The organism is Aquimarina macrocephali (genome assembly GCF_051627225.1).
In the GTDB taxonomy this organism is placed as follows: Bacteria; Bacteroidota; Bacteroidia; order Flavobacteriales; family Flavobacteriaceae; genus Aquimarina; species Aquimarina macrocephali.
This window is the reverse complement of record NZ_CP151795.1, coordinates 1,556,176-1,570,923: the sequence shown is the minus strand read 5'-3', so window position 1 is coordinate 1,570,923 and position 14,748 is coordinate 1,556,176. Positions and strand designations below refer to the sequence as shown.

Sequence of the window (14,748 nt, the reverse complement as noted above, 5' to 3'; positions counted from 1 at the left end):
TTTTAAGATTGATGATTATTAATGATACCAAAGTGCTTAGAGCACTGTAAGTAGATGCTTTAAATTGTCTAATACTTCTTGGATTAGCTCTAATTCTGGACATTCAATATCCTCTCCTCCGCAACCACCATTAATGGTCGTAATTTCTTTTGATGATAATAATGTGTACTGACTTATAGCTTGATTTTTCATGACACTTAATTTTTGCAATTTGTTATAATTGTTTGATTACTTTTTTTACATTATGTACAAAGATGATAGCCTCGGTTACTAAGCTTGTGTAAAATCCTGGGAAAATTATACCTCCCTGTGTTTCTCTGGTTTCAGTGGTGTTTAATGGTTGAACTCCAAGTTTTTCTAAATTTTTCATGTTTTTTGTTTTTATGATTACTATTTATTTTGTGGTAATAAGTATTAAAAGTCTTGTCACTTCCTTTTCATAGTACAATGATAAGTGGTGAATGTCTCATCTTATGAGACGCTATATTTTTTTCTGAAAAAAGTGTAGAAAAACCCTGTTAGAATGTGATAAGATCTTCTATTGCATAGTGATCTGATAGCTTTCTATTATTAAAAATAGTAAGTGGTGTTTGCAGAATATTATTCTGAGTGCACCATTTTTTATGTTGAGCATATGTTGCTCTTGATTTCTCAGATATTTCTATAGCGTATTTTTCTTTTAACGTATTTAAATTCTTGTGTTCGAACCATTTACTTAATACAGATAAGAATTCTGATTTTGTCATTTTGTAATAAAGCTCAATAAGAAATTGTGAGATTTCATTACTATCGGTATCAGAAAAAATCAATGAGAAATTGATGCCTTCAGAAGTTTTATTGATTTCAAGAATTTTTTGAAACTCCTTTGCACAAAGATGACAATATGGATTTATAACCAATGCTGCTCTTTTATCGATATCCTTAGCACCCTCGAATATAATATGGTTTTCATTAAATGCAGTATTAAGAAGATTCTCTTTCTCTTGTAGTAGACTAAAAACTTCGGGATTGTTTTTTAACCTTGCATATTTATACATGCTTTCTTTAAACAGGAAATACTTATATACAGGGCTTTTTAGATAGGACCATATAATGATGATTAGCGAAAAAGAAATACCAGGTATGAGAAATCCATTTATAGATGATTCGAAGTTGTTGTTAAAAAGAAAATATGAGGAAAGTATGGTTTCAATAAAAAATACCCCTTGGATTGCCAGGCATAGGACACACCATTTCTTGACTATTCTATATTGATAGTAAATAGAGAAAAATATATATGGAAATGCAAAAAAGGAAAGTATACTTATCAAAAAAGCAACACTCTTGAAATTAGAGGTCATAGAGGCAATGCAAACTGCTATAAAACTTCCTAAAAAATATAGCAACCCTAAATCCGACATAGAAAGCCAGGGAAAAATTTTGGAAGCCCCAGAATTTAAAACACCTTCGCAACTTATATGATCATTAGATTTACAAAATTTGGATTTATGTATGATACTAACTTCGGTATATACTATTAATAAACTAATAAGAGTCCCAGCTAATTTTGTAAGTAAGAACAGGTTAAAAACCCCATGATAACTTTTAATCGATATGGTGATAAGAATAGCTAATAAAGACAAAGCTCCAAAATGCTTCGTTCTTTTTAGTTTTTGGCGAGCTAGGTCCTCATTAGACATCTCAACAATAGCATCGGTATCAATCAAAAGTACAATACCATTCCATTTCTGTAAGAAACTCTCGAAGCTCTCTATAATAAGATCATTGCTATTACCACTATAATAGCATATTTCTGCATTTGAAATTTTAGTAACGATTACCAGGCCATCTTCTATAGAATATGCTAGAAAAATCGGAGATAATTTCAATAATTGATCTGATGAAATTCTACCAGCCTTGTTTTCGACGCCTATTTTTTTTAAAGTATCAGAAAAAGAAAAAATACTGGGATAATCCTGATGACTAAGCAAAAGTGATTCTAATTTCTCGTTGGAAATTTCTAGCGAGAGTTCTCTTTTAAGTTGTAAAAGAATTTTTAATACCGTTTGATCCAAAATAAAATGTTTTTTCAGTTATACATTAGAGTGAATGCAATGTATTTCAGACAGCCGAACGATCGAACGGCCAGAGAATTCACATGATCATCTGAAAATCACAAAGATTCTTTTATATAGGTTTCTATACTTATAGAAGATTAGGCAGTTAGTTCACCGAATAGTTGAGCAAATAATCATATCGATTAATATCGGTTGTTAAAACCTCTATATTTTTTATCACGGTTTTATTTTTTATTCTTTGTCCTTGTACATTAATATCAATATCGACAAAATCAGTAATTTCATTATTCTCCATATCGATATCTACCAGGGCCGATTTGCTTAGTAATTTGTATGCTGCAATATTTGCAGTGTGTTCAAGATCAGGAAATTTAGATATTTTTACTTCTCCCGATATGGTAACTACATTACCTTTACCATCAATACTTATGCTCCGACTATTTTCTTCGGCTTTATGTTGAACATCGATTTGGGAAAATAGCTTCTTAAATTGATCAGCTTGTTGTTGCCTTTGATCTAATGAAATAAGAGTTATATTTTTTGATGTTTCGTTTACAGCATATATTTTATCCTCATCTTTTCTATAGAAAACATCATTATTCTTTTGTTTTGTAAATACAAATAAATCGGTAATAAATTCTTCTACCTGTATTGTGTTTTCTACTGTTTCTATTTCTTTTATAATATGTATTAAGACTTTTGATTCCATGATATCCTGTTTTTTTGATACTGAAACAAGTTCAGCACGAGTTGATGATTTTTTTATAAAGTAAACAACCCTCTTGGCAATATGCCAGAGGGTTATTTAATGGTCTAGTGTTTAATATGGTATATAAATTTACCTATTGCAACTCCGGCATTATAGAAAAAGATTACTGCAACAATTGCAAGTACAACATATTCTAAATAAGGAGTAATATCAACACTACTACCTTTTTGAAATATACCCATGATAGTTATATTAGTTAAAAAGGTGGTAAAGCCCTTTTCCTATTGCTTCTCCAGCTTTATAAAGCCCACCGATAGCTGCAAGTACTACTGCTGCTCCAGCTGCTGTTACTGTAATAGGATCGATAACACCACCTTCTACGGTTCTTAATTCATTGCTTGATAATTCTGCTACGTTTAATTCTAAAGTATTCATGTTGTTTGTTTTTTAAATTAATTAATGTTTTGTTTTAAATTTATTTTACACCTTCGTGCTTGTCTTTTTCATCTTGGTATCCATTGTATGCACCAAGTCCTAGAGCACCAACTGCAACTACAACTATAATACCGATACACCATCCACCACAAACGATACCTCCGTTAATTTCTGTTGCTTCTTGTTTTGATAATTCTTGAAATTCTAAGTTGTTTAAATTTTTCATTTTTTTACGATTTAATGATTAATGATTTTTAATTTATGCTTACACTATCTATTCCGTCAAATTGATATGTAAACTGTTTTTTGTTGTTGCAACAATCGTGAAAAGCGTTGTTGTTTCCCTTTCACAGTACAATGATACGTTGGGGCTGTCTCATCTTCTGAGACTGATATTTTTTTTTCATTTTTTTCATGATTATTTTTAAAGAAGGCATGATATGTAGAATAATAGGAGTAGCATCATTACTGCTTAGAAGCCTGTTAAGAGTTTCGCTATTTGTATTTCTTAGAACCTGGTCCAGGATCTACTTCAGGGTATAATACTATAGTTGTTATGGCTTTTTCAGAAATACTTGTTGTCATTTCTTAATATCTCTCCAGAATAATGGACTGGTATTTGTCATAAAGCAAAAAAGAGCCTTGTTACTACAAGACTCTTTTTTAACAATGCAAAAACTGATTTGTGATCAAATTGAATGTTCTGATTTCAATAAAAGGATGGAGGCCGCCATCGGTTTGTGTTAATTGATGCTCATTAAGACTTTTAAATAATTATGACGGGATAAACGTTGTAGTAGGAATATTAAAAACACCAGTAATAACTTCACAAACAATTTTACGAGTAGTAGCAGATATTAGTATAGTACCTCCGTTATTGTTTAAAAGTTCATTTGATTGCAGTTCCTGAACGTTGTAGTTGTTTAAATTTTTCATTTTTTATGTTTTTATAATTAGTGATTATTTGAATTTTTATAGTTTTCCTTTTCTTCTTCTGGTACACCAAAAAGATAATCTGCTAAAGGTTGCAACCATTTAGGAATAGGAAATGCTGATCCTCCGTTGGTTTCTAATGCCTCTTTGTTACTTAGACTTTTCATTTTTTTACGATTTAATGATTAATGATTTTTGTTACAGCTGTAAATACAGCTACGCTATCTCTTTTACACTACAATGATAATGCGCGATGGTCTCATTTTATGAGATACTTATATAAAATATATTAAAATGACGTGAATAAATGTATAAGAGCAGATACGTCACTTCGAGTGAAATTCTGTAAGAATTTAGTATCGAGAAGTACTTCTTAGCTATAAATTTTCTTGTTTTCGATACATCAAATCAGAGATTTGGCACTCAAACTGACGAAAATTTCTTATCCATTTATTCACGTTAAAATGATAAAGTCGATAGGGTGGTATAAAAAAATCCCGGAAAATTGATTTTCCAGGATTTTTATTCAAAAGAATTTTTCATTTTACTTTCTAACTTTAGATTCATGTATCTATACGGTTGCGTTAAACATAAGTATGATGTACAATTAAAAGTGTAATTGATTTCATGATTTTTTTGTTTACCTATATTGAACAATTTAAAATTATAGGAAGTATTATAAATCCTTTTGTCTATAGTTGTACCTGCAATATTTCATTTTATAAAATTGCAGCTAAACATTGTAATCTTTCAAAAGAATTTCCACCACTTACTGATCTAATTTCTGTGGCATCAAGTTCTTTTGTGTAAAACCCAAATTTAAAACCTACACTTTCTTCGTATACAAAACTCTGTATTGTAAAATCATAAGTGATAGGAGCATTTAGTTCTTTCATAATATCAACAATCCGATAGGTTTGTGCTCTGGAGATCCCTAATCTTGATGCTAATTCTACTGGAGTTCCTGTGGCTTGTAGGCGTATGAGTTGGTCAATTCTCTCGATAAGTTCGATTTGCTTGATGATAATGTTCATAACTGTTCGTTTTTTGATTAATAAAGTATTTTAATGATTGATATGATTGAATTTTTTACGCGATTTGTAATCCTTATATCGTTTTTATAATATCCAATCGTTCATATCATCATGATCTATGTAGATTTCGTACTCTTCAGAGTAGGAGATAACATCAGATATCACATGTTTTAGCTCTGGATCATTGATTTCTTGTTGCAAAAAATCTTTTTCTAATTTGTGCTCTGTTAGGTTGCTTTCGTTTTTTTGTGGATCATAGTTTTTCATGAGTTTATTTTTTAAATGTTATTATACTATTCTTAGGCTTGGATATTTAAAATCTACTTGCATCATAATACTTTGAGCACTATAAGAAGATACCTCAAGTACTTCTTCTCCATAGAGTTTACGGGTATAAAAACCATAGGTAAAGTTTACGGATTCTTCATAGACATAGCTCTGTAGTGTGATATCAAATACAATAGGAGCATTAAGTTGTTTCATTACTCCAAGAATCTGAAACAAAGATCCTTTTGAGATTTCCAATTTTTCAGATAATTGATCAGGAGTTCCTGTTTTTCCTAATCGTATAAACCGATTTAATCGTTCTATGACTTCAATTTGACGCTCTATTTTTTTCATAACCAGATATTTAGATTAAAAAGTTTTTAGCATTTTAAAAACATAATTATCAATTAAATTTTGCTGAACCATCTTCTAGTTATGCAACAGCATTTATTTTAGGAATGTGATCTGCTATTGGCATTTGTTTTTGCCATAGTTCATAGTATTTTTCCTGTCGGGTATATAGTACATTGTGATTGCCTTCTTCTACCACTTTCCCTTTCTCGAGTACTACAATTTTATCGGCATTAATCACTGTACTTAATCGGTGAGCAATAATGATGATGGTTTTATCCTGATCGCGCAGACTTTGTACTGCTTTCTGGATATAATTTTCAGAAGTACTGTCCAGTGATGAGGTAGCTTCGTCTAATACTAATACTTCAGGGTTTTTATATAATGCTCTGGCAATGGCGATACGTTGTTTTTGCCCTCCAGACAGGGTAGCTCCATTTTCTCCTAAATATGTGGCAAAACTATTGGGTAGGTTTTCTATAAATTCAAGAATACCTATGGCTTTACATACTTCCATAATGCGTTCTACATCGGGAGCAAATTCTCCTACTGCAATATTGTCTATCACATTACCGGCAAACAGATCTATTTTTTGTGGTACCACACTTACCAGATCTCTAAGACTACCATTCTCGATATGTTTCAGATCCTGTTTTCCTATTGATATTTGCCCTTTCTGGATTGGATAGATATTTTGTAGTAAAGACATCAGGGTAGATTTTCCAGAACCACTTTCCCCGATAATTGCAGTGATTTTTCCTTTCGGAATCTCAAGACTGAAATCTTTAAAAACTTCAACTCTGGATCCATATCTAAACCCTACATTAGAGAAATTAATATCACCAATGCTATCTTTTGTGAGTTTTATTTTCTGCTCATCTTCTTCACGTTCCAGATCCATGATCTCAAACAAACGATCTGCTGCAATAAGTGCATTTTGAATCTGTTTATTAGCGCTGATTAAACCGGCAACAGGACTGGTAAAATATCCTATGATGGCATAAAAAGCCATAAGCTCTCCGGCAGTAATTTCTTTTTGAATCACAAAAAAGGAACCACTCCACAATAGGATAATGGTAAATAATTGTGCAATAGTACTGGTACTAGAGTTAGAAAACACACTGTTTAATGCAGACTTGTATCCTGTTTTTAATAGTCCGATAAAACGGGTTTCTGTTTTAATATTAGCAAAACCTTCAAGGCCAAATCTTTTGATGGTTCCTACAGCGTTTAGAGATTCTACCAATTGACTCTCCAGATCTGCAGATTTCTCCATAATCCCACGTTCTGTGCGTTTGTTCAGTTTATTGGTGATTACATATATGATTGCATATATTGGGATAATCGCCAGCATGATCAGCGCCAGTTTCCAATAATAGGTAAACATCAATCCAAAAGAGAACACCAGGATCAGGATATTAACGGTTAGGTTTAAAGCTACCCCATTGATAAAGTTTCTGATTTTTACTGCATCACTAATCCGCGAGATAATCTCTCCGACCCGCATGGTATCAAAAAATTGCTGAGGCAGTTTTAACAAGTGTTTATAGTATCCCAGAATAAGTCGCGAATCGATCTGTTGCCCGGTTTTAATCAGGAAAACATCCTTATATGCTCCTACTATTAGTTTTAGAAGTAATAATGTGACCATTACAATCCCTAACAGGTTAAGCAGTTTGGTACTGGTACCCATAAAAACATGGTCAGTAAGTTTTTGGATGTATATCGAGGTAGAAAATCCTAATAAGGTATAGATGATCGCCCCAACAAAAGCCTGTATCAATACTCCTTTATGCGGTTTTAACAAAAACCAGAATCGTTTATATACCGATACTTTTTCATTACCCGTTATAAAATCTTCTTTTGGTAATAGTAGTACCAATACTCCTGTCCATTCTTTATTAAATTCTTCATGTGTTTTTTTATGAAACCTGCCATCACCCGGATCCATTATTTTGATGTGCTCTTTAGTCACTTCGTAGACCACTACATAATGATGCAATTTCTCATTCACGATCACATGAGCGATGGCAGGTTTAGGGATTTTAAACAAACTGTCCAGATCCCCGCGTACTCCTTTGGCTTCAAACCCGAGTTTATCGGCAGCTTCAATTAATCCCAATACATTGGTTCCTTTTTTATCTGTACTTGCAAACTGTCGAATACGTGCGATAGGCAGTTGCAATTTATAATGTGCTGATACCGATGCCAGGCAAGCCGCACCGCAATCAGTGATATCGTGTTGTTTTATTTTTGTCTTAGCCATGATGCTTGTTTTATTTTGTCCTTCAATATTTGATATTCATCGTCACGAGGTTCTCTATACATTACTTCCTACGATCGAACCATTCTAACAGATGAGGATATCTGTTTTTACATTCATTTGTTATTTCTTCACTTCTGCAATAGTGGGACTCGATGGGTTAAACCAGTCATCGACTTTATCATAAAGTAATTCATACAAGGTGCGTTGTGTAAGTTGAAATCGTGCGCTTAGTGTCATCCCTTTGTTAAAACTACCTTTAAAACCATTTTTGAGTTCCAGATGTCCCTGGTCGATAGCACAACGTACTTTAAAAACTGGCCGATCATTAATGATATCTACATCTTTGCTGATCTCCAGAATTTTTCCGGTAGCCAACCCCCATTGATTATAGTTAAAAGCATCGATCTGAAAATTCACCGATTTATTCCGCCCCACTAAACCTATATCTGATGGCGAGAGGTAACATTCTGCAATCAATCCGGTATCAGGGGATATTTCGGCAATAGTTAACCCTCCTGCAATTAAACTACCTGGCTCGATACCCAAAACATTTTTAAGAATCCCATCTATTGGTGCTATGATCACCAATTCTTTTTGATTCTGTTTTAGTTGCGTTAATCCGCTTTTTAATTCTCTGGTGGTATTCTGGTACTCTGTTACTGTCGCCTGCCAGTTATTTTTTTGTTGTTTTCGGTATTGTTGTAGTGTACTGGATGCCAGTTGGTGTTCAAAAGCACTATTCTCATAATCTACCTTGGCGATTACTCCTTTTTCATATAGTTTTTGATTACGCAGGTAATCGATTTTTGTTTTTTCAAATCGGGTTTTTAACTCCTGTATTTTTTGAGTGAAGTACAGATACTCTTTTTGGTAACGTGCCGATTGTATGTTATTAAATCTCGGGGTAGCCGTATTGATCAGATATTCGCAATCTGCAATAAACTGCTGGGTTTCTTCAATCTGTGTCGAGGATCTGGTGATTTGTTCTTTCACGACCGAGGTATTGGTCATAAGCAAGGTATCACCCTTATTTACTTTTTGATTATCAACCATATTTACAAAAACAACCTTACCAGATTGAAGCGGAGTAATAGCAATTCGTTCTTTACTAGGTCTTAGCATCCCTCTTGCTGTGGTATAGATATCGACTTTGATAAATGGTAAAAGTGCTAATGCAATGACAAAAGCGACCAATATCGTTGTATAGATCATTTTACTTTTGCTGGTATGTTCAAACTGATGTACCTCTATGGTGTTTTCTATAATTTCTTTTGGAAATAATTGTTTCATGCTGGATATTCTTTAAACGTTAACAATAGATTGATACATGATGATAAAATGATCCATCAGAAAAGTCGTGAGTTGTGAAATGAAATTGATCAGTACGTGTATCATAAGTTTTGATTTTTTTGAGTGAAACTAAAGCGACTGCTACGTTTTTTGATTTGATCAAATATACTCCTGATAAAACCCTAAAAACAAGAGAAGGAAGTCGTGATTCCTGAAAACAAACACGGAATTCGCAGAATGCAGACTTTTAGTTTGAAAAAGTAATTAGCTGATTATCATATAGTTTTGTTATAATTATCTAAAAGAAATCTTAAAACAGAAAATAGTATATTTATATCCTATTAAATAAGTATAGCATAATACCAACACCTCTTGAAACTAAAAAACCCATATACCTTCTTTGATCAGTATTGTCTAAGAACTCCCCTTTTATCATTAGACTTTTATCATAACCTTACCAAAGAGAAGGACATACCCGTAGAAGTGTTTAAAGATGTCTGGAAAAATGATAGCATTAGAGAAGCTATTTTCCTGGCGTCACCAGAACTATTTTCTGAAATAGAGAAATGGTTGTCGGGACAACTCAAAGATGTTAAAAAGAAGAAACGATTAGAATCGTCGTTGTTAAAATATTTATCCAGGATGAGTTCGCGTTGTACTCCTTTTGGATTATTTGCCGGCTGTAGTATAGGAACATTTGGTAAGACCACAGCAATAGAATTGTCTAATTATGATACCCATCAAAGGCAAACTCGGTTTGATATGAACTTTTTGGTGGCTTTCTCACAAAAGATGGCCAAAGAAGAGGCAATCAAAAAGCAGTTATTGTGGTACACTAATAATAGTCTCTATAAAATCGGAGATCAATATCGATATATAGAATACAAGTATAACAAGTATAATCGGCGAGAACATTCTATCGAGGCAGTAGCCTATGCAGAGTATCTCGAAGATATAATCGAAAGTGCCAGGTCTGGTAAAAAAATAAAAGAATTAGCTTCTCTCTTGGTTGATGATGAAATTACTCATGAAGAAGCTTCAGAATTTATAGATGAATTGATAGACAATCAAATTCTGGTGAGTGAGATAGAACCCTCTGTAACCGGAGATGATTTTTTAGAACAGTTAGAAGCTTGTTTAGGTCAAATAGAAGGTACCGATGCTATACAAACAGAGATTCATCATTATAAAAAATTTCTGGAACAAATAGATCAGAAATTAGGTAATGGATCTGATGAATACCTAAAACTTAGTGAACGAGTAGCGCAGCTGGAAACGCCTTTTGAGTTAAAATATCTTTTTCAGACCGATATGTATACTCAGGCACAATCTAATCAATTAAATATACGGTGGGGGTATAAACTAACACGAGCACTAGAGCTATTAAATAGAATGAGTAGTGCATCATCAGAAACGCACTTGCAAAAGTTTAAAGATGCATTTACAAAACGATATGAAACCCAGGAAATTCCTCTGGCTACAGTTTTGGACACCGAGATAGGTATTGGATACCTGCAGTATCAGAGTGCTAATGACTCTACTTCTTTTTTAGACGATCTGTATATTCCTTCTAAACCTGCTTCACGACAAGAAATGCACTGGACTCCGGTACAGGAGATTCTAAATAAGAAATTACAACATATTCATAAAGAGAACCAGTATACACTAGCACTCGAAGATAAGGATTTTGAACACCTCGAATTAAACTGGAGCGACTTACCCGATACCATGTCTTCGATCGCTCAAATTGCAACGGTTGATGGTGAAGAAAAGATGATATTTTCTTCTATAGGAGGATCCTCTGCAGCAAATCTGTTAGGGCGGTTTTCTACCGGAAACAAGGATATTTTAAAACACGTACAGGATATTGCGGCCATAGAACAAGAAATGTATCAAAACCAGATCCTGGCCGAAGTTGTTCATTTACCAGAATCCAGAACGGGCAATGTGATTCGTAGAGCAACGATACGTGAGTATGAAATCCCGTATTTAGGAAAATCTAATGTACCTATAGAGCAGCAGGTAGCGATATCAGATCTAATGATATCGGTGCAATATGGTCGTATTATACTACGCTCTAAAACACTTAATAAAGAAATTATCCCTCGTTTGACCAATGCCCATAATTATAGTGCTAATGCATTGCCGGTATATCATTTCTTATGTGATGTACAAAAGCAAGGCGGTCGACCGGGTCTTGGGTTTTATTGGGGAGAAGCGTTAGAGAAGCATACTTTTTTACCTAGAGTGGTATATAAAGAGTTTATATTGGCAAAAGCCCGATGGAAGATCACAATGGCAGACTTACCTTTTCTAAAAGAGAATAATGAAAAAGAGAAGATGGCAATGGTAACTAGCTGGAGAGCAAAACACAATATACCCGAGATGGTGCAATTGATCGACGGGGATAATACTTTGCTGATCCACCTAGAGAATACGAATTCGATAAATATGTGGTTAGATACCATAAAAAATAAAAAAACCTGTGTATTAGAAGAGTTTTTATTTGCAGAAGAAGGGCAGTCTAGTGAGCAAAAAGGTACCGTACAGCAAGAAGGTATGAGTTATACCAACCAGTTTGTGATCTCGATGTATAACCAGGAAAAACTAGAGCAAGCAAGAAAGAAGATCGAAGCATCAAAAGCAGTTGAGGTATAAGTAAAATAACATTTTCGTCACATCGAGTGATCCTACGATAGGAGGATTGTATCGAGATGTACTTTGGATTTGTTAAAAACATAAAACAAGGGGATATTACATGAGTGCAAAAAGAACATATATACTAGGAGACGAATGGCTATACTACAAAATATATTGTGGTGCCCGTACGTCTGATGTACTCCTTACCGAAACCATAAAACCGCTCACAACACAGTTGCTGGAACAAGGGCTGATCGACTCCTGGTTTTTTATACGCTACGGGGATCCTGATTTTCATATCAGGATACGATTTCATCTGCCCGATATACATGCTGTAGGAAGGGTGATCCTGCATATCAATGCAGCAATGCAGCGATATGTAGAGCAACGAGTGGTATATAAACTACAAACCGATACGTACATACGAGAATTAGAGCGTTATGGTATAAACACTATAGCTATCTCTGAAACCCTGTTTTTTTATGATAGTACCATGCTGCTGGATGCTATTGAGTTGATCGAAGATGAAGAATTGTACTTCTTATTTATAGTAAAAGCGATCGATAGATTATTAAACAGTTTTGGCTACGAGCAACAAGAAAAGTTAGAGTTAGTAACCCGAAACTGCCAGGGATTTAAACGAGAATTTCATGCAGATAAAGGACTAAATAAGCAATTAGATAAAAAATACAGAGGGTTAAAAAGCAAGCTTTCTTCTTTTTTAGAGACAACTTCTATGCAGGAAGACTATAAAGTCCTGGATGATTTGTTGGATCATAAAGCAAAACAATCATTAGGAGCAATACAAAAGATCATGAAAACACAGCAGGATAACCAGTTAGAAATGCCATTAGACGATTTGCTAAGCAGTTATATACATATGCTGGTAAATCGTGCCTTTAGATCCAAACAACGATTTTATGAGTTGGTGTGTTATGATTTTTTAGTACGATACCAAAAAACAAAAGTAAGCTATACTGTATCATGAAAAAACTAGTACTCATCGTTAGTATCTTTTTTTTATACACTATCCTGGGAGTTGCTCAGGATACGAGTACGTTTACCATCCCGGATTCGCTAAAGAATAAAACGTTTGATGAGATCGAAAGGTTAGGGTTTAAGTATTATAATGATTCTATTAAGCATGAAATTTATGCAAATACGTTATTAGTCAAAGCAAAGCAAAAAAATGACCCATTGTCTCTTGCCAAAGCATATCGATCTGCGGTATTTATGTTTAAGAATAAATTTCCTGAAAGAATTGCATATCTGGATAGCTCAATCGCGGTAAGTAAAGATTTAAATCATAAGCTATATCCTGCGGTACCATATTCTATTAAAGGAGGAGAATACAAACAAATAAGGGATTATAATAAAGCATTGGATAGCTATCTGGCGGCCTTAAAATACTCTAGTGCATCCAATAATAAAAACTTTTACTATCTAACCAAACACAATATTGGTAGCTTAAAAGAAGATATAGGAGAATTTGATGAGGCGGCTACAATATTTAAAGAAGTCATAGATTATGAAGATAAAAATAATATAAGTGGTATAGGGCATTTAGTTACCATGTTACATTTAGCAGATTCGTATAGAAAACTAGAATATAGGGATTCTGCCACCTTTTATAATACCAAAGGAATAAAAGAATCGCTTAAAGATAGTTTAGAGCTTTATCCTTTTTTTGTGTTACATGAAGGCATCAATTTATTCTATAAACAACAGTATCAAAATTCACTAGATAGTATAAACAAAGCAATGCCTTTTATAGAGGAATTTAGACCAAGAGTAGAAGAGTCATTGGTTAATACCTATATCCATTTGGCAAAACTCTATAAGGAATTTGATAATAAAGAAAAGTACCTGGAGTATTTATTAAAAATCAATCAATCGTATGACCGTTCGGGTTTTGTTTCTATAGAAATGCGAGAAGGATATGAACTATTGATTGATCACTATAAATTGGTAGATGATAAAAATAAACAGTTATACTATATTAATAAATTGTTTGCCGTAGATAGTATCCTGGATACCAATTATAAAAACCTAAGTAAAAGAATAGTGTTGGAGTATGATACACCGAAACTATTAGAAGAAAAGCAAAATCTAATTGATGCTCTAGAACAAAAGGAGAAAAAGACGAGTATAAAGTTTATCATTGTCGTCTTTTTTGCTGTGGTACTGATCATTGTTGTTGTCCTGATCTATATTAAAAATGTAAGGTATAGAAGGCGTTTTAAAGAACTAATGCATACACCAACCCTCAATACTGCTTTACCTAAAGAAGTATTGGATAAGGATCCTGCAACACCAGAAGCAATAGGGATTTCTGAGGATATTGTAAACTCAGTCTTAGAAGGCTTGCAAAAGTTTGAAGATAAACAGGGGTATGTATCGGCGAATATTACTACCGGGGAGTTGGCCAAAAAACTACAGACCAATTCTAAATACTTATCTAAGATCATTAATACGTATAAGAAAAAAAGCTTTAGTGTGTATATAAATGAATTGCGTATTGAGTATGTGATCGAAAAACTAAAGAATGAATCAAAATTTAGATTATACACTATCAAAGCAATTTCTCGCGAAATAGGGTTTAATACTACCGAAGCTTTTTCTAAATCCTTCTACAAAAAGACGGGAATTTACCCTTCTTACTTTATCAAGCAACTCGAAAAAGGAAAATATGTAACTATTTGATTTTAAATTATTTAAAAGTCTGATTTCTTAGAATACAGACTAGTAGTTCCTTTTTTTACTTTA

General features: G+C 33.5%; 17 protein-coding genes. 3 read left to right on the top strand and 14 right to left on the bottom strand.

Annotated elements, in window-relative coordinates:
• Nucleotides 1–36: 36 nt before the first annotated feature.
• The 14 genes from AAFU52_RS07135 to AAFU52_RS07070 form a co-directional block, all read right to left on the bottom strand.
• A complete protein-coding gene (locus AAFU52_RS07135; protein WP_438425949.1) occupies nucleotides 37–192 on the bottom strand; it encodes a hypothetical protein in 156 nt (51 codons plus the stop codon).
• 22 nt (nucleotides 193–214) lie between these two features.
• Complete coding sequence (locus AAFU52_RS07130) at nucleotides 215–370, bottom strand: hypothetical protein (RefSeq protein WP_161635224.1); 156 nt, start codon at nucleotides 368–370, stop codon at nucleotides 215–217.
• Between the two features lie 148 nt (nucleotides 371–518).
• Nucleotides 519–2,054 (bottom strand): vitamin K epoxide reductase family protein, encoded by a 1,536-nt coding sequence (locus tag AAFU52_RS07125; RefSeq protein ID WP_438425947.1) that lies wholly within the window; start codon nucleotides 2,052–2,054, stop codon nucleotides 519–521.
• 148 nt (nucleotides 2,055–2,202) lie between these two features.
• Nucleotides 2,203–2,766, bottom strand: coding sequence for a hypothetical protein (locus AAFU52_RS07120; RefSeq protein ID WP_438425946.1), 564 nt, complete (start codon nucleotides 2,764–2,766; stop codon nucleotides 2,203–2,205).
• A 104-nt stretch (nucleotides 2,767–2,870) separates the two neighbouring features.
• Nucleotides 2,871–3,008, bottom strand: coding sequence for a hypothetical protein (locus AAFU52_RS07115; protein WP_161635223.1), 138 nt, complete (start codon nucleotides 3,006–3,008; stop codon nucleotides 2,871–2,873).
• A 10-nt stretch (nucleotides 3,009–3,018) separates the two neighbouring features.
• A complete protein-coding gene (locus AAFU52_RS07110; protein ID WP_024768295.1) occupies nucleotides 3,019–3,201 on the bottom strand; it encodes a hypothetical protein in 183 nt (60 codons plus the stop codon).
• 40 nt (nucleotides 3,202–3,241) lie between these two features.
• Entirely contained in the window at nucleotides 3,242–3,427 is a 186-nt protein-coding gene (locus tag AAFU52_RS07105; RefSeq protein WP_024768294.1) for a class IIb bacteriocin, lactobin A/cerein 7B family, read from the bottom strand.
• 548 nt (nucleotides 3,428–3,975) lie between these two features.
• The gene (locus AAFU52_RS07100) at nucleotides 3,976–4,137 is read right to left on the bottom strand and encodes a hypothetical protein (RefSeq protein ID WP_438425945.1); all 162 of its coding nucleotides are present in this window, start codon (nucleotides 4,135–4,137) and stop codon (nucleotides 3,976–3,978) included.
• A 17-nt stretch (nucleotides 4,138–4,154) separates the two neighbouring features.
• Nucleotides 4,155–4,301: a hypothetical protein gene (locus AAFU52_RS07095; RefSeq protein WP_438425944.1), complete on the bottom strand. Its 147-nt coding sequence runs from the start codon at nucleotides 4,299–4,301 to the stop codon at nucleotides 4,155–4,157.
• Nucleotides 4,302–4,853: 552 nt separating this feature from the next.
• The gene (locus AAFU52_RS07090) at nucleotides 4,854–5,168 is read right to left on the bottom strand and encodes a hypothetical protein (protein ID WP_199852622.1); all 315 of its coding nucleotides are present in this window, start codon (nucleotides 5,166–5,168) and stop codon (nucleotides 4,854–4,856) included.
• 84 nt (nucleotides 5,169–5,252) lie between these two features.
• Nucleotides 5,253–5,435: a hypothetical protein gene (locus AAFU52_RS07085; RefSeq protein ID WP_438425943.1), complete on the bottom strand. Its 183-nt coding sequence runs from the start codon at nucleotides 5,433–5,435 to the stop codon at nucleotides 5,253–5,255.
• 21 nt (nucleotides 5,436–5,456) lie between these two features.
• A complete protein-coding gene (locus tag AAFU52_RS07080) occupies nucleotides 5,457–5,789 on the bottom strand; it encodes a hypothetical protein (RefSeq protein WP_438425942.1) in 333 nt (110 codons plus the stop codon).
• 79 nt (nucleotides 5,790–5,868) lie between these two features.
• A complete protein-coding gene (locus AAFU52_RS07075) occupies nucleotides 5,869–8,052 on the bottom strand; it encodes a peptidase domain-containing ABC transporter (RefSeq protein ID WP_438425941.1) in 2,184 nt (727 codons plus the stop codon).
• Between the two features lie 120 nt (nucleotides 8,053–8,172).
• A complete protein-coding gene (locus AAFU52_RS07070; protein ID WP_438425940.1) occupies nucleotides 8,173–9,342 on the bottom strand; it encodes an HlyD family secretion protein in 1,170 nt (389 codons plus the stop codon).
• Nucleotides 9,343–9,714: 372 nt separating this feature from the next.
• On the opposite strand from AAFU52_RS07070, the gene AAFU52_RS07065 reads away from it, so the two are divergent.
• From AAFU52_RS07065 to AAFU52_RS07055, 3 genes are all read left to right on the top strand, one after another.
• Nucleotides 9,715–12,000 (top strand): lantibiotic dehydratase family protein, encoded by a 2,286-nt coding sequence (locus tag AAFU52_RS07065; RefSeq protein WP_438425939.1) that lies wholly within the window; start codon nucleotides 9,715–9,717, stop codon nucleotides 11,998–12,000.
• Nucleotides 12,001–12,100: 100 nt separating this feature from the next.
• Nucleotides 12,101–12,970 carry a thiopeptide-type bacteriocin biosynthesis protein gene (locus tag AAFU52_RS07060; RefSeq protein WP_438425938.1) on the top strand — a complete coding sequence of 290 codons (870 nt, stop codon included), beginning with the start codon at nucleotides 12,101–12,103 and terminating at the stop codon, nucleotides 12,968–12,970.
• Nucleotides 12,967–14,685: a helix-turn-helix domain-containing protein gene (locus AAFU52_RS07055; protein ID WP_438425937.1), complete on the top strand. Its 1,719-nt coding sequence runs from the start codon at nucleotides 12,967–12,969 to the stop codon at nucleotides 14,683–14,685. The genes AAFU52_RS07060 and AAFU52_RS07055 overlap by 4 nt, the downstream gene beginning before the upstream one ends.
• Nucleotides 14,686–14,748 lie beyond the last annotated feature (63 nt).